The sequence below is a fragment of the Rhizobium sp. TAL182 genome (assembly GCF_002117725.1).
Taxonomy (GTDB): domain Bacteria; phylum Pseudomonadota; class Alphaproteobacteria; order Rhizobiales; family Rhizobiaceae; genus Rhizobium; species Rhizobium esperanzae.
Window position 1 is genome coordinate 3,198,440 of record NZ_CP021024.1, and the last position, 15,313, is coordinate 3,213,752.

The window sequence follows — 15,313 nt, forward strand, 5'->3', positions numbered from 1 at the left end:
AAGCGATCGATCCCGGGAAGATAGGGCGGGCATGCCGCCGGCCCAACCCCCCGAACGTTTCCTTCCCTCACACCTGAAATGCGAAACGCGGCGATGCCTCGCTGAGGGCGGCGGTCGCCGCTGTCACCGACCAGTGACGCGCGAGCGCATTCGCGAGCGTCGCAACCAGCCTGCCGGTATCCTCGCCGGCCCCGGCATGCAGCGCCTCGGCAACGATCAGCACCGACCGCGTCGTTTGCCGCACCGCCGATAGGCCGCTCTGCCGGTTCGTCCAGCGCCGCGCATGCGCCCTCGCCGCGCCATCGGCGAAGATCACCTCGTTCGGCTCGGGATGTTCGATGTCGCCGCCGAAGGTGAGATAGGTCTCATGCCCCGTTGCATGCCGCACCTCGAGATCACCGACGATCTTTTCGACATCGAAAACGGCAATGGGAATGGCGAAGGCGAGCGAAACCGCATTGCAGAGATCGACGAGCGGATGCAGGCGCGGCAGCGCGCACTCCTGGCGGAAGCGGCGCAGCAGCGCCTCGGAGGCCGAGCGATACTGCGTCGGCTTCAAGCCCATACGGGAAAAGCCGCGCCGCCAGGCCTGGATCTCCGGGAACTCGCTTTCCTGGGCTTCCGCGAGGCGGGCCACGGCGATCGCGCTGAAACTTGCGATCGCCTCTTCGACGTCGGCCGACGCGTCAATGCCATCGGCATAAAGCGCGCCGGCGGCAAGCTCCGGAAAAGCCTGCCATATCGCGTCGGAATGGCTGAACCGCATGATCATTTCCCTTCGATGAATTTCCTGCGGCTTCCGGCAAAGGCAAGCCCGGACAAGGCCGCCAGCACGCAGGCGATGCCGGCGATCTGGTTGAAGCCGATCGGCTCGCCGAGGAGGACGAAGGCGAGCATGACGGCCGAAACCGGCGCAAGCGCGGTGAAGGGCGCGGCTTCGGTGCCGCTCACCCTCTCTGCCCCCGCATACCAGAGCAAAAAGCCGCCGACGGTCGGCACCAGCGCGTAATAGACGACGGCAGCGGCAGCGCTTTCGGAAAACCCATGAACGGGCGCCTCGAAAATGGCCGGAACAATCGAGACGACGAAGCCGATGCCTGTCATCAGCGTCGACTGGGCAAGCGGCGGAATGTCGACCGTCAGCCGCTTGTTCAAGAGAATGAACAAGCCCTCGCAGATGACCGCGAGGAAAATCAGCAGATTGCCGGCAAGCGACCCGCCAGTCGCCCCCGGCGTGAAGGCGATCGAAAACACGCCGGCGCTCGCCAGCACCACCGCCAGAAGCAGGGCGCGCCCCGGCCGTTCGCGCAGCACCAGGATCGAAACCGCCGCCGCGACCACCGGCAGCGTGCCGATGATGACGCCCGCATCGGCGGCCGAAGTCAGGCTGAGGCCCGATATCAGCAGCGTCGTATAGCCGACACTGCCGGCGCCGGCCTGAATGACGAGGATGAGACGGTCGTGGCTGGAGAGCTTCGGCACCCGGGCGCCGCTTGCCCGCATCAGCAGGAAAAAGACGGGAAGAGCAAGGGCGAAGCGCAAGGCGGTGGCCGTGAAGGGCGGCAGTCCTGACGCGATGATCTTGCTCGCAACGACAGTGCTGCCGACCGTCAGCATGGCCAGCGCCAGATAGAAATAGCCTTGAACCTGTCTCGACATTCCGCGCCTCCGATTGGGTACGCCAAGGAAACAGCAGCGACCGGCCGGGGTCTTGAACGAAATTGCAGGCGTATGACCGAAGGTGGCCAGCCCCGTCCTTCGAGGATGAGGCTGGAGAGAGGTCGCGCCCGTCGCACTCTCGGAAAGCCCTGGCCCAGTGCCCCCTTGCGAGGCACCTCGGGATGAGGCTGGAGAGAGGTCGCAGCTGCGGCACCACGGAATCAGCCTTCCACCGCTCAGAGAAAAGCGCCGGCGTAAAGCCGCGGCGACAGGCCGTATTTGCGTACGAAGACGCGCGTCATGTGGCTCTGGTCGGCAAAGCCGCTGGCAAAGGCGGCTTCCGCAAGCGGCGTGCCCTCAGCGATCAGCCGCCGGGCGAGATGGATGCGGGCCTGGACGAGATAGGCATGCGGCGTCAGTCCCGTCGCCTTGACGAAGCCGCGCAGCAGCTGGAAGCGGCTGAGGCCGCTTTCCCTGGAAAGATCGGCAAGCGAGACGGCGGCAAGCGGATCGTCGTCGATCAGATCCCGCGCCGCGCGGATGGACGCCGGCACCGGCGGCCTCTGCTCGCTACCGTCGCCTTCCCGCATGACATCGGCGACGAGTTGCAGAAGCAGTTCCTCGCAGAGCAGCCCGTCGGCAGCACTCGCAGTCGCCGCGCGAAACAGCGTTTCGAAGCGGGCGGCGACCGCCGCATCGCGAATGACGGGATGCGGGATTTCCGAGCGCTTTGCGCCGATCTCTTGCGAGAGGCCGGTGACGATCTCGGGATCGAAATAGAGGATGCGCCACGACCGACGCTCGCCGATCGGCGCGCCGTCATGCACCTCGTTCGGATTGACGGTGATGATATCGCCGGCCTCGGCCTCCACCACGCCGCGCCCGCTGAGCGATTTCTGCGCCCCCGATGAAACGAGGCCGATGCCGAACTGCTCATGCGTGTGCCTGGCGAAACTGTGAGGCGTTTCGGCTTCCACCGCTTCGACGCCTGTCAGCGCCGAGCGCAGCATCCTGAACTGGTTTTTCGGCATTTCACATCCGCAGGTTCGATGCCGGCAACTCTGCCAGCCGGGCCTTGATGATGCAATCGTCTAGAAGAACTCGTCGAGCAACTGATAATAACCAAGCCTTGCCGGATCAGGCGCCGGTAGGCCGTAACGATCGAGAAAGGGCTGCACCAGCGCCTCGCCGAAATTATAGGCGATGCTGCGGCAGGCGAGCGCAATATCCTGATAGCGGTCGGCGACGCCGAGACGGCTGCAATCGATATAGCCCGAGAATTGGCCTCCGGAAGCGACGAAGTTCGGCAGGCAGGCGTCGCCATGGGTGACGACGAGATCTTCATTGGTTGGCCTCATGCTTTCGAGCGCGGCGAAAAGTTCGGCAGCCCTTTTCCCAAGCCGCGCCGGATCGAAATCCTCCTCGTCAACGATTCCCGCTTCCATACGTACCTTGGCCACCGGCAGGCGCTTTTCCAGGCGGTGGTCGAACGGACAGGAAGCAATCGGCAGGCGATGAAGATCGAGCAGTGCCTCCGCCAGCAATTCGACGCACGCGAGCGGCGTCAGCGCCGAAGCGCTGGCGAGATCGGTTCCCGGCAGCGCGCTCACCAGCAGCCAGTTACGCTCGCCGTCGCTTTCCCGGGCGATCACCTCCGGGCATGGCAGGCGGCAAGCCTTGAGCCAGGCAAGCCGGGCCGCCTCATCGGCAAGTTCGCCGAACCGCCCCGCCGCCTCGACCTTCAGATAAAGCGCCGGCAGGCCATCGCCTTCGAGCCGAAAGACGCTCGCCGCCGACCGGCCGAGCGCATCACGTTCGAACCGATAGCCGGAGAGCCGCTCTCCAAGCGCTGCCGGCAATGTCTTGGAAAATGTCAATGCAGCGTTTCGGCGGGTGCTGCTTCGAGCAGAATCTCGAAGGCCTCTTCGAGCGCCGCCACCAGAATATCGGTCAGCTCGTCGCCCTTGTTTTCCAGGAACAGCGCGCGGACGGCTTCATCTTGACGCTCCAGAAAACGCTCGATCTCGTTCGACATATCATTGTCCCTTCTTCACCGTACCATCACGGCCACAGGGAGAGGCTAGATGCGGTTCCTTGCGTGTGGCTGGTTGCGGGAGCGCACTCCATCTCGACTACTCGCGTATCTTGTACTTCGCGTACTGGCTACGGGGAATCAATTCACCGAGTTTGAAGGCGAACGACAGAATTTTTGTGGCATCAGGATCAACCTCGCATTCGAACTGCATGCGGTACCAATCGCCGTCTACCCTGAACCGTCCCGTCTCCAGCACCTGAATAACTGTCTGATTGGTGAATGGCGGATAGCGAGGAATTTCCGGACCTCGGTATTTCGGTGAAGCATGTTCGATTTGTTGCGTGAGCTCGGTCATGCATAATTCATTCATCCGTTCGCCGCGCGACATATTGCCCAAGGCTGTTCGTGCCACCGGATCGTCGGTCGCATACCGCGAAAATAACTTCTTCACTTCCGGTAGCGACGTCTTGGACGTCTGACCCGACTGCGTCGCCGGCTTGGTCTCTGGCTTCTCAGCCTCGAAGCTCGTCCGCGCCTCTTCACTTGAAGGCGCGGGCGCATCCCGTTCCGGATGGATGGCAGCAGTCGCGATCTCCGGCAGATTCACCTCTTTGGGAATCGGATTGCCTGGAGGCTGATCGGCCGGTTTCGCGTTCTTGGCGGCCTCCGGCAACCGTTCCGGCTGCATCTCCCCGGAGGGGGGCGGGGGGACAGGGGTATTGCCTATTTCGCCCTCCGATGCATTTCCATTTGCGTTCTTCGTCGGCCCGCTATCCTTGTCTCCAAACTCGAAAACAGGTGTCATCCCCTTCACTCGGGCGGGCGGCGGAGGTGATTTAGGCGAAGGTGGTGGAGGCGGTGGCTCAGCTTTTGCCTGCTGTTGGGCCTTTTGTTCCTCTTTCGGTTTCTCCTCGGCCTTCTTTTCTTCCGGCTTCTTCTCCTCCGGCGGCGGAACGAGCTCCACCTTTACGCTCTCGTCTCCGGGCGGTTTCGGTTCGATCTTCGGCAGGCCGAAAATAAGAAGGGCGATGAGCGGAACGTGCAGAAGCACGGACGCGCCGACACCCCAGCGGATTTCAGGCCGCTGTTTTGCCGCTTCATGTGCTTCTGCCGGTTCGACGTCTTCTTCTGCCACAGCAGCGATGTGGCCTTTAAAGCCGGCAGCATCAAGCCACAAAAGCAAAAAACCGCGTGATCGCTGCCACGCGATTTCGAGCCGCGCCTTAGCTAATATCCGAACCGGCTTGAGCAGAGTCAGCCGAGCGAGCCGATGAGATCCCGATAGGCAGCCTCCGGGAACGCCTTCAGCGTCTCGGTGCGGACATTCCCCGCCATGGCGAGCGACAGCGTAAAATGCGCCATCACCGCATCATCGGGCGCCTCGCAGACCGCGACCATGTCGTGTCCGCCCATCGTCAGATAGAATTGGTTGAAGGAGCCGCCGACGCCGGCGAGCAGCTTCTTCGCCGCGTCCAGCCGTTTTGTCGAGTCGCGAACAGTACGGATGCCTTGGTCGGTCCAATCGATCAAGAGAATGTAAGTGGTCATGTCGCACCTCCCGACGGAGGATTGGCCGACAGGTACACATCGACCTCGCTCGCGCGTCGCGATCGATCCCTTCCCCCGTGGGCCGCGATTATAGCCTTGTCACCAGGCAGCGACAAGAAAGCAGCTGTGATCATTGGTGTTAATCACAAAGCAAAAGCCGGGCATAAAGCCCGGCTTTTTCAACTCGCAACGGCATTAAAACCTAGCTGTCGAGGAACGAGCGCAGCTTGCGCGAACGGCTCGGATGCTTGAGCTTGCGCAGCGCCTTCGCCTCGATCTGGCGGATACGTTCGCGGGTGACCGAGAACTGCTGGCCGACTTCTTCGAGCGTGTGGTCGGTATTCATGCCGATGCCGAAGCGCATGCGCAGGACACGTTCCTCGCGCGGCGTCAGCGAGGCGAGAACGCGGGTCGTCGTCTCGCGCAGGTTCGCCTGGATGGCGGCGTCGATCGGCAGCAGCGCGTTCTTGTCCTCGATGAAATCGCCGAGATGCGAATCCTCTTCGTCGCCCACCGGGGTTTCGAGCGAGATCGGTTCCTTGGCGATCTTCAGGACCTTGCGGACCTTTTCGAGCGGCATGGCGAGCTTTTCGGCCAGTTCTTCCGGCGTCGGCTCGCGACCGATCTCGTGCAGCATCTGGCGCGAGGTCCGGACGATCTTGTTGATCGTCTCGATCATGTGCACCGGAATTCGGATCGTGCGGGCCTGGTCGGCGATAGAACGGGTGATCGCCTGACGGATCCACCACGTCGCATAGGTCGAGAACTTGTAACCGCGGCGGTATTCGAACTTGTCGACCGCCTTCATCAGACCGATATTGCCTTCCTGGATGAGATCGAGGAACTGCAGGCCGCGGTTCGTGTACTTCTTGGCGATCGAGATGACGAGGCGAAGGTTCGCTTCGACCATTTCCTTCTTGGCGATGCGGGCTTCGCGCTCGCCCTTCTGCACCATGTGCACGATGCGGCGGAATTCCGAGATCGAGATGCCGGTTTCCGTCGCGAGATTCTGGATCTCCTGGCGGATGTCGCGGATCGTCGTATTCTCGGCCTTGGCGAATTCCTTCCAGCCGCGAGCGGCCAGATTGCCGATCGACTTCATCCAGTTCGGATCAAGCTCGGCGCCCTGATACTGCTCCAGGAACGAGTCGCGCTTGACGCCGTAGGATTCGGCCAGGCGCAGCAGGCGGCCTTCGTTCTGCACGAGGCGCTTGTTGATGTCGTAGAGCTGCTCGACCAGCGCATCGATGCGGTTCTGGTTGAGCGACAGCGACTTGACCGCCTTGATCAGCTCGTCCTTGAGCTCCTTGTAGCGGCGCTCCTGGGCGGACGACAGCGTGCCGGTGGCGGCAAGGCGCTGCTCGACCTGCTGGTCCTGCAGCTTGCGCAGCTTCTTGTAGGTCTCGGCAATGATGTCGAGCGTTTCCATGACCTGCGGACGCAGCTCGGCTTCCATCGCGGCGAGAGAGAGGTTGGATTCGTCCTCGTCCTCTTCCTCCTCTTCGGGAGGCAGGCCTTCGCCGCCGACATCGGTGATGTCGTCGTCGCCGGAGCGGGCGCGCCGGGTCTTTTCCTTCTCTTCCGCCGCCTTGCGGTCGGCCTCGATCTTCTCGGGGCTCTGGAACTGCGGCGCGGCCTTGGCTTCCGGACCGGAATAGGTCGTCTCGAGATCGATGATCTCGCGCAGCAGCGTCGTGCCTTCGTTGAGTTCGTCGCGCCAGATGATCAGCGCCTGGAAGGTCAGCGGGCTCTCACAGAGCCCGGCGATCATCGTCTCGCGGCCGGCTTCGATGCGCTTGGCGATTGCGATTTCGCCTTCGCGCGACAGAAGCTCCACCGAGCCCATCTCGCGCAGATACATGCGTACCGGATCGTCGGTACGGTCGGTCGGCTCTTTCTTCTTGGCGGTCGCAAGCGCGGTGCCGGCCGAAGGCGCGAGCTCGCCGCCTTCGCTGTCCTCATCACCGCCGGCGTCGTCGTCATCGCCACCGCCGGAAGCACCAGCCTCTTCGGCTTCCTCGTCCTCGATGACGTTGATGCCCATGTCCGACAGCATCGACATCGTGTCTTCGATCTGCTCGGAGGTCACTTCTTCGGACGGCAGGACGGCGTTGAGCTCATCCATCGTCACATAGCCGCGCTTCTTGGCGGCCTTGATCATCTTCTTGACCGCATCGTCGGAAAGATCGAGAAGAGGGCCGTCGCTTGCGCCGTCGCGTTCGACTTCCGCGTCTTCGTTCTCTTTGACCTTGGTTGCCATTTATATCGTCGCCTTCCTGACGCTATCCAATCTCGCTACGGTGAATGGGCCGTCTCAGGGCCTGACGCGCCGCTCGCGTCGCCCTTGAATCACCTAGGCCCACCTAACGGGATGACATTTAAAGTCTGATTAACCACGATCGCCGGTACCGGACAGCAAAGCTTTCTTGCCTTTGGATTTCCGGCCATGGTTGCGCGATCCGCCTTGACCCTGTTCACCGTTTCAACAAGTCGAACGGTGATTCCCACATTTTTTGTTCTCGTCAAGCTTTTCCAGCAAAAAAGCCCGCGAAAACTCGGAAAAAGCCTTATCCACAGGCTTTGAACCGCGGCTGCGATTGCGAACCTTATTTAAGAAGCAGCAAACAAAAGACAAGGGCGGCCGGAATTTTGCCCGCCGCCCCAGTTGTTCCGGCCATTTCCTGCAATTGTGCCGACGGTATATTCGCCCTCTCCGGGTAAATATTGGCTAACGTGCCTGGCCGTCGTAAGGCGTCACCTTCAGCGCGCCGAGATCGATCGCGGGAATGCAGCGCAGATTGATCGAAGCCATCGCCGCACCGTTCGGCGCCACGCCCTCGCCGAAGGGGGCGATGCCGCAATTGGCGCAGAAATGATGCTTGATGACATGCCGGTTGAAAGTATAGGTCGAAAGATCGTCTTCCGGTGTCTTCAGCACCAGTTTCTCGCGCGGCACGAAAGCGAGAAGCCCTCCCCGCCTGCGGCAGAGCGAACAGTTGCAGTCCAGCGCCTCGGTGAATTCGCCTTCGACCGCGAAAGCAACGTTGCCGCAATGGCAGCTTCCTTCGTAGAGCATGTTGTCCTCCCTCACATCCAGTCCATCACGACCTTGCCTGAATTGCCCGACCGCATCGCCTCGAAACCATCGCGGAAATCGTCGATCTTGATGCGATGCGTGATGATGGGCGAAAGGTCGAGGCCGCCTTGCACGAAGGCGATCATCTTGTACCAGGTCTCGAACATCTCGCGACCATAGATGCCCTTGAGATTGAGCATCTTGAAAATCACCTTGTTCCAGTCGATCTCGAATCCGGCCGGCGCAATGCCGAGAATGGCGATCTTGCCGCCATTGTTCATCTTGTCGATCATGTCGCGGAAGGCGGGTGCTGCGCCCGACATTTCGAGCCCGACGTCGAAACCCTCCGTCATGCCGATCGCCTTCATCACGTCGGCGAGATTTTCCTTCGATGCATCGACGACATGGTCGATGCCGAGCTTGCGCGCCAGGTCCAGACGATGCGGATTGATGTCGGTGATAACAACCTTGCGGGCGCCGGAACGCTTGGCGACCAGCGCTCCCATGATGCCGATCGGCCCGGCGCCGGTGACGAGCACGTCCTCGCCGACGAGATCGAAGGAGAGCGCGGTATGCACGGCATTGCCGAACGGATCGAAGATCGCGGCGATCTCGTCTGTTATATCGTCCGGGATCGGCACGGCATTGCTTTCGGGGATACAGACGAACTCGCCGAACGAGCCCGGCCGGTTGACGCCGACGCCGAGCGTGTTGCGGCAAAGATGCCCCCTGCCCGCCCGGCAGTTGCGGCACTTGCCGCAGACGATATGCCCCTCGCCGGAGACCCGCTCGCCGACATGATAGCGGGTGACCGCCGATCCGATCTCGGCAATCTCGCCGGAGAATTCATGGCCGACGACCATCGGCACCGGAATGGTCTTCTGCGCCCACTGGTCCCAGTTCCAGATATGCACGTCGGTGCCGCAGATCGCCGATTTCTTCACCCGGATCAGCACATCGTTCGGCCCGACCTCGGGCACCGGCACATCCTCCATCCAGAGCCCGACCTCGGGCTTCGATTTGACCAGCGCCTTCATCATGTTCGACATCGACAATATCCCGCCCTTGTTTTGGTGCCGGACCTTGCGACTCCCTCTTCTCCCCAATGGGGAGAAGGTGCCCGTAGGGCGGATGAGGGGGCCACACGGCACGCCATAGAGACCTTATTGTTTCTCGCTTATCGCTCGAAACGTCGCTTTTCTCCGCCCCCTCATCCGACCCTTCGGGCCACGTCTCCCCGCTGGGGAGAAGAGGGAGCAAGCCTCGCTCAAATCACACCCAGCTCCCGCCCAGCTTCCGCAAAAGCGGCAATCGCCCGCTCCACATCCGCCCTGGAATGCGCCGCCGACATTTGCGTGCGGATACGGGCCTGGCCTTTCGGCACCACGGGGAAGGAGAACCCGATCACATAGATGCCCTTCTTCAGCATCAGGCCCGCCATATCCTGGGCAAGCTTGGCGTCGCCCAGCATGACCGGGATGATCGGATGGCCTTCGCCGGCGAGTGTGAACCCGAGCTTGGTCATTTCAATACGAAAGAGATCGGCATTGTCGGAAAGGCGCTTGCGCAGGGCATCGCCGTTTTCGATCAGGTCGAACACTTTCAGCGAGGCCGCGGCGATGACCGGGGCCAGCGTGTTCGAGAACAGATATGGCCGCGAACGTTGCCGCAGCCATTCGACGACTTCGACTCTCGCCGAAGTGTAACCGCCGGACGCGCCGCCGAGCGCCTTGCCGAGCGTGCCGGTGATAATGTCGATGCGGTCCTCGACGCCGCAATATTCCGGCGAGCCGCGGCCATTTCTGCCGACGAAGCCGACGGCGTGGCTGTCGTCGACCATGACCATGGCGCCGTATTTCTCGGCGAGGTCGCAGACGCCGCCGAGATTGGCGATGATGCCGTCCATGGAGAAGACGCCGTCGGTGGCAATCAGCTTGAAGCGGCTGCCTTCGGCCTTTTTCAGCTCCTCTTCCAGCGCCGTCATGTCGTTGTTGGCGTAGCGGAAGCGTTTGGCCTTGGAGAGACGCACGCCATCGATGATCGAGGCATGGTTCAGTGCGTCGGAAATGATCGCATCCTCTTCGCCGAGCAGCGTTTCGAACAGACCGCCATTGGCATCGAAGCAGGAGGAATAGAGGATCGTGTCCTCCATGCCGAGAAAGGCAGAAATGCGGGCCTCGAGCTGCTTGTGCTCTTCCTGCGTGCCGCAGATGAAACGCACCGAGGCCATGCCGTAGCCATAGCGGTCGAGCGCCTTCTTGCCGGCCTCCGCCAGCTCTTCGTTGTCAGCAAGGCCGAGATAGTTGTTGGCGCAGAAATTCAGCACCCGCTCGCCGGTGGAAATCGCAATCTCGCCCGCCTGCTTGGAACTGATGACCCTCTCCGACTTGTAGAGGCCGGCATCCCTGAGCGCCGAAATCTCGGCCCGGAGATGGGAAAGAAATGGCGAGGTCATGGGCGGCCCTTCCTGACGTTTTTTATAGCAATCGGGTTAGCATATCGCTGCTTGCTTGTCTTCTCGCCGCACCAAAATCAGCGGGCCCTTCAATCCTTATCGTGCGAGAGAATGATCTCCAGGAAAGCGTCGCCATAACGCTCGAGCTTCGATTGCCCGACGCCCGATATGCCGAGCAATTCCTTGCGGCTGCGCGGCCGTTCCGTCGCAAAAGCGATCAGCGTCGTATCGGGGAAGACGACATAGGGCGGTACGCCGAGCGATTTGGCGATCGACATGCGCTCGGCTCTCAGCGCCTCGAAAAGCGTGCCGTCGGCGCCCGACAGGCCCGACTTGCGCTCGCTGCGCTCGGCCTTCTTCGTACGCCGTTCGGAGGCCGGCCGGTCCTTGCGGAAGAAGACCTGCCGTTCCTGCTTGAAAACGGCGCGCGCCTCCGACTCCAGCTTCAGCGCCCCATAGGCCTCATGATCGATACGGATCAGCCCCATGGCGAGCAGCTGGCGGTAGACGGATTGCCATGTGCGCGCCGGAATGTCCTTGCCGGCGCCGAAGACCGGCATATTCACATGGCCGAAACGCTCGGTCTTTTCGTTGATGTTACCAACAAGCACGTCGATGACGTGGCCGGCGCCGAAACGCTCGCCGGTGCGATAGATGGCGGCCAGCGCCTTGATCGCCGCCTCGGTGCCTTCCCAGGTCTCGACCGGCTTCAGGCAGGTGTCGCAATTGCCGCACTGGCCGGCATGCGCCTCGCCGAAATGGGCAAGGATCGCCTGCCGGCGGCAGGAGGCGGTTTCGCAGATCGCCAGCAAGGCGTTGAGCTTGGCGCGCTCGACCCGCTTGATTTCGTCTGCAGCGTTGCCCTCATCGATCATGCGACGGCGCTGGATGACGTCGGCCATGCCATAGGCCATCCAGACCTCGGACGGCAGGCCGTCGCGGCCGGCGCGCCCGGTCTCCTGGTAATAGGCTTCCACCGAACCCGGCAGGTCGAGATGGGCGACATAGCGCACATTCGGCTTGTCGATGCCCATGCCGAAGGCGACGGTCGCGACCAGGCAGAGGTTCTCTTCTTTCAGGAAAGCATCCTGATTGCTGTCGCGCAGTGCCCGGTCCATGCCGGCGTGATAGGGCAGCGCGCGGATGCCCTGCCCGTTCAGCCAGTCGGCCGTGTCCTCGACCTTGGCGCGCGACAGGCAGTAGACGATGCCGCTGTCGCCCTTGTGGCCGGACAGGAAGCGCAGAAGCTGCTGGCGCGGCTGGTCGCGCTCGACGATTTCATAGGCAATATTCGGCCTGTCGAAGCTGGTGGTGAAGATTTCGGCATTGCCGAGCCCGAGCCGCTCGATGATATCGTCACGCGTATGCGGGTCGGCCGTTGCCGTCAGCGCCACGCGGGGCACGCCGGGATACTGTTCGCCGAGCCGGCCGAGCTCGCGATATTCCGGGCGGAAATCATGGCCCCATTGCGAGACGCAGTGGGCCTCGTCGATCGCAAACAGCGCGATCTTCTCACTGGCGATCAGCTCGCGGAAACCATCCGTCAGGATGCGCTCGGGCGTCACGTAGAGAAGATCGAGCTTTCCCGCCGAAAGCGCGCGACGAACCTGGACGAACTCCTCGCGCGACAGCGACGAATTCAATGCCGCGGCGCGGATGCCGAGCTGCTTCATCGCCTCCACCTGATCGCGCATCAACGCAATCAGCGGCGAGACGACGATGCCGACGCCGTCACGGCAAAGTGCCGGGATCTGGAAGCACAGCGATTTGCCCGCGCCTGTCGGAAAAAGCACCACGGCATCGCCGCCGGAAACAATATGCTCGACCACCTTCTGCTGTTTGCCGCGGAAGGAGGAATAACCATAGACCTGTTTCAAGACGTCGAGCGGCGAACGGCTGGCCGAAAACAGCGCATCGGAAGCGGAAAAGCCTGGTTCATTGCGTCCGCTGAACGGCATCAGTGGTTCGCCGCCCCTTTAACACGGCCGGAAAGTACGCCGAAGCCGTCGATGATCGCCTCCTGGTTCTCGAGGCGTACGCCTTCGAGATGCACTTCCTGCTGCGCCCGTATCAGCTGAACGATCGCCTCGCCGTCGCCGGCTTCGGTCGCCAGCGCAATCTCGCGTTCGAGTTCCATCTTCTGTCGGCGCAAAGCCTTCGCACGTTTGTGGAAGGCGAGCGCCTGACGATAGCCCTCACGGGCATCCTCCATCGCCGCCTCCTCGGTCGCCGTCCAAAGCCTCGCATTGCGCACCTGCTGGTCGAGGCTCTTGATGAGCGGACCGAAGCCTTCGAATTCCAATCGTTCAGTCAGATATTCGCGCGTCAGATGCGGCCCTGCGACGGCAGCGGCTGCGCCGAGCATCGCCGACCAGAGCCGCTGCAGCTCGCGGCTGTCATATTCGATCGCGGCGATTTCATCATAATCGTCGATCATCAGGGCCGGATGATTGACGATGGTGAGCGCCAGCACGCTTTCGCGCAGCGCCGTATTGTCCCGGTGTCCGCGCACGGGGCCTGAGCGGGCGAGCCGGTCGGAAATCAGGCTGGGGCTTTTCGGTCCTGCCTTGGACGCATTGTCGCGGCCGTTCCGGGAATTGCCGCTAAAACCGCGCCGCTCGCCATTGTTGCGGTTCTGGAACTGCGGCTGGAAGAAGGCGTTCAGCCGGTCGCGAATATCCTGCTGGTAATGGCGGCGCACATTTTCGTCGGCGATGACGGCGACGAGCTGCTTCAGCCGTGCTTCGAGCTCGGCGCGCGCCTCGGGCGTATCGAACTTGCCGGTGTTGATTTCCCGGCTCCACAGCATCTCCGAAAGCGGCTTCGCCTGGCTCATCACCTTGTCGAAAGGCGCGCGCCCCTCGTCACGCACGAGATCATCCGGGTCCTTACCGTCAGGCAGAAGCGCGAAGCGGACGGAGCGGCCGGGCTTCAGATGCGGCAGCGCCAGTTCGGCCGCGCGATTGGCAGCGCGAATGCCGGCGCCGTCGCCATCGAAGCAGAGCACCGGCTGCGGCACCATCTTCCAGAGCAGCTCGAGCTGGTTTTCGGTGAGCGCCGTGCCGAGCGGCGCAACGGCGTTTTCGATGCCGGCCTGATAGAGCGCGATCACGTCCATATAACCTTCGACGGCGATGATGGTGCCGCTCGCACTGTCATCCTGATCGCCGCGGCCGGGACCCTGTATGGCGCGGCGCGCGCGGGCGAAATTGTAAAGGACATTGCCCTTGTGGAAGAGCTCCGTCTCGTTGGAGTTCAGATATTTCGCCGGCGCATCTGATGACATGGCGCGGCCGCCGAAGGCGATCACCTTTTCCCGCGACGAAAGGATCGGGAACATGATGCGGTCACGGAAACGGTCGTAGGAGACCGGCACGTTTTCATGCACGACCAGGCCGCAGGCCTCGATCTGCTCCTTGGAGACGCCCTTGCCGGCCAGGAATTCCTTCAGCGCATTGCGGCTGTCAGGCGCATAACCGAGACGGAAGGTCTCGATGGTACGCCCCGTCAGCCCGCGATCGCGCAGATAGGCGCGCGCCTTTGCGCCATTGGCCGTCTGCAGCTGGTCCTGGAAGAAGCTAGTCGCCATTTCCATGACGTCGATCAGCGAGCCGCGTTCCTTTTCGCGTTTCTCCATGACGGGATCGGCAAGCGGCATCGGCACGCCCGCCATATCGGCGATCTGCTGCACGGCCTCGGGAAAACTCAAACCCTCCAGCTCGGTCAGGAAGCGGAAGTGGTCGCCGGTGACGCCGCAGCCGAAGCAGTGATACCGCCCCTTTCGGTCCTCGCAGTGGAAGCTCGGCGATTTCTCGCCATGGAACGGGCAGCAGGCCCAGTAGTCGCCACGCGAGACATTGGTCTTACGCTTGTCCCAGCTGACGCGGCGCGCGATCACGTTCGAAATCGGAACGCGGTCGCGGATCTCATCGAGAAAGGTGTTGGAAAAGCGCATTTATCCCTCTTGGCCAAGCTCCATATAAGCTGCTTTGCGGCACCATGCCACGAAACTCGTCGGGAAAACCCGCTATTCACAGGCAAGTGCATCCAACGGTGGTTGCGTCGGTTATCCAATCAACAACACGTGACCACCCCCTGCGACAGGGGTGCGACATTATTGTCGTCGAAAGGCCTGGGGTCGCCCACGGCAAGGGCTTCGGCACGAGCGGTGGCGTAACACGAAACCAAATTAAAACGTTTCAAAACAGCCCCTTATCGCCACGATCACGCGCGCGTCGTGATCCTCGCGGCGCCTGCCGAAACTTCGCTTCGAAGCCCCTCAAAGCGCCGTTTCCGGCAATCATTATTTTTTTGTAATTTGAACAGACGTCCGCACCGCAATAGGTTTGATCTCAACAAAGCGATCCCCGAGCGAAGCACCATCCCTACCCCCGGCGCCGCTTCGCAAGGGTGCCTTTGCAAATACCCACCGGCTTGGGCCTCAGCCCTGCGTTGCCGGCGGAAGCAAAGAGCAAGAAGGCAGGAGCGCCCCCAGCTCCTGCCTTCTTAAATTCAGGCTCTATTGCCAACTCTCCCTTTG

The 15,313-nt window shown here is 62.0% G+C and carries 13 protein-coding genes; all 13 read right to left on the bottom strand.

All coding sequences use genetic code 11. The features are described 5' to 3' along the window. Window positions 1-67: 67 nt before the first annotated feature. The 13 genes from Tal182_RS16240 to dnaG all read right to left on the bottom strand — a co-directional run bounded on the left by Tal182_RS16240 (window position 68) and on the right by dnaG (window position 14,728). Entirely contained in the window at window positions 68-766 is a 699-nt protein-coding gene (locus tag Tal182_RS16240) for a phenylalanine--tRNA ligase beta subunit-related protein (protein WP_085860967.1), read from the bottom strand. Between the two features lie 2 nt (window positions 767-768). Continuing rightward, on the bottom strand, window positions 769-1,659 hold the full coding sequence (locus Tal182_RS16245) for a DMT family transporter (protein WP_085860093.1): 891 nt from the start codon (window positions 1,657-1,659) through the stop codon (window positions 769-771). Window positions 1,660-1,895: 236 nt separating this feature from the next. Beyond that, on the bottom strand, window positions 1,896-2,690 hold the full coding sequence (locus tag Tal182_RS16250) for an AraC family transcriptional regulator (RefSeq protein ID WP_085860094.1): 795 nt from the start codon (window positions 2,688-2,690) through the stop codon (window positions 1,896-1,898). Between the two features lie 60 nt (window positions 2,691-2,750). Further along, entirely contained in the window at window positions 2,751-3,536 is a 786-nt protein-coding gene (locus Tal182_RS16255) for an APH(3')-II family aminoglycoside O-phosphotransferase (RefSeq protein WP_085860095.1), read from the bottom strand. Continuing rightward, window positions 3,533-3,694 (bottom strand): hypothetical protein, encoded by a 162-nt coding sequence (locus Tal182_RS32320; protein ID WP_164517804.1) that lies wholly within the window; start codon window positions 3,692-3,694, stop codon window positions 3,533-3,535. The genes Tal182_RS16255 and Tal182_RS32320 overlap by 4 nt, the downstream gene beginning before the upstream one ends. Window positions 3,695-3,791: 97 nt before the next feature. Then, the gene (locus tag Tal182_RS16260) at window positions 3,792-4,877 is read right to left on the bottom strand and encodes a DUF930 domain-containing protein (RefSeq protein WP_348627706.1); all 1,086 of its coding nucleotides are present in this window, start codon (window positions 4,875-4,877) and stop codon (window positions 3,792-3,794) included. Between the two features lie 71 nt (window positions 4,878-4,948). After that, window positions 4,949-5,242, bottom strand: coding sequence for a GYD domain-containing protein (locus Tal182_RS16265; protein WP_004677701.1), 294 nt, complete (start codon window positions 5,240-5,242; stop codon window positions 4,949-4,951). A gap of 202 nt (window positions 5,243-5,444) precedes the next feature. After that, window positions 5,445-7,502, bottom strand: coding sequence for an RNA polymerase sigma factor RpoD (rpoD, locus tag Tal182_RS16270; protein ID WP_011426193.1), 2,058 nt, complete (start codon window positions 7,500-7,502; stop codon window positions 5,445-5,447). A gap of 468 nt (window positions 7,503-7,970) precedes the next feature. Continuing rightward, a complete protein-coding gene (locus Tal182_RS16275; RefSeq protein WP_085860096.1) occupies window positions 7,971-8,318 on the bottom strand; it encodes a GFA family protein in 348 nt (115 codons plus the stop codon). Window positions 8,319-8,329: 11 nt separating this feature from the next. Next, the gene (tdh, locus tag Tal182_RS16280; RefSeq protein WP_085860097.1) at window positions 8,330-9,367 is read right to left on the bottom strand and encodes an L-threonine 3-dehydrogenase; all 1,038 of its coding nucleotides are present in this window, start codon (window positions 9,365-9,367) and stop codon (window positions 8,330-8,332) included. 218 nt (window positions 9,368-9,585) lie between these two features. Beyond that, window positions 9,586-10,773, bottom strand: coding sequence for a glycine C-acetyltransferase (locus Tal182_RS16285; RefSeq protein ID WP_085860098.1), 1,188 nt, complete (start codon window positions 10,771-10,773; stop codon window positions 9,586-9,588). A gap of 89 nt (window positions 10,774-10,862) precedes the next feature. Continuing rightward, window positions 10,863-12,731, bottom strand: coding sequence for a DNA helicase RecQ (recQ, locus tag Tal182_RS16290; RefSeq protein WP_085860099.1), 1,869 nt, complete (start codon window positions 12,729-12,731; stop codon window positions 10,863-10,865). Beyond that, window positions 12,731-14,728 carry a DNA primase gene (dnaG, locus tag Tal182_RS16295; RefSeq protein WP_085860100.1) on the bottom strand — a complete coding sequence of 666 codons (1,998 nt, stop codon included), beginning with the start codon at window positions 14,726-14,728 and terminating at the stop codon, window positions 12,731-12,733. Before dnaG ends, recQ begins: the two co-directional genes overlap by 1 nt. Window positions 14,729-15,313 lie beyond the last annotated feature (585 nt).

Bases quoted from the DNA above. Each gene is read 5' to 3' on its own strand.
- Tal182_RS16240 (WP_085860967.1), bottom strand. From the start codon at position 766: ATGCGGTTCAGCCATTCCGACGCGATATGGCAGGCTTTTCCGGAGCTT.
- Tal182_RS16245 (WP_085860093.1), bottom strand. From the start codon at position 1,659: ATGTCGAGACAGGTTCAAGGCTATTTCTATCTGGCGCTGGCCATGCTG.
- Tal182_RS16250 (WP_085860094.1), bottom strand. From the start codon at position 2,690: ATGCCGAAAAACCAGTTCAGGATGCTGCGCTCGGCGCTGACAGGCGTC.
- Tal182_RS32320 (WP_164517804.1), bottom strand. From the start codon at position 3,694: ATGTCGAACGAGATCGAGCGTTTTCTGGAGCGTCAAGATGAAGCCGTC.
- Tal182_RS16265 (WP_004677701.1), bottom strand. From the start codon at position 5,242: ATGACCACTTACATTCTCTTGATCGATTGGACCGACCAAGGCATCCGT.
- rpoD (WP_011426193.1), bottom strand. From the start codon at position 7,502: ATGGCAACCAAGGTCAAAGAGAACGAAGACGCGGAAGTCGAACGCGAC.
- Tal182_RS16275 (WP_085860096.1), bottom strand. From the start codon at position 8,318: ATGCTCTACGAAGGAAGCTGCCATTGCGGCAACGTTGCTTTCGCGGTC.
- tdh (WP_085860097.1), bottom strand. From the start codon at position 9,367: ATGTCGAACATGATGAAGGCGCTGGTCAAATCGAAGCCCGAGGTCGGG.
- Tal182_RS16285 (WP_085860098.1), bottom strand. From the start codon at position 10,773: ATGACCTCGCCATTTCTTTCCCATCTCCGGGCCGAGATTTCGGCGCTC.
- recQ (WP_085860099.1), bottom strand. From the start codon at position 12,731: ATGCCGTTCAGCGGACGCAATGAACCAGGCTTTTCCGCTTCCGATGCG.
- dnaG (WP_085860100.1), bottom strand. From the start codon at position 14,728: ATGCGCTTTTCCAACACCTTTCTCGATGAGATCCGCGACCGCGTTCCG.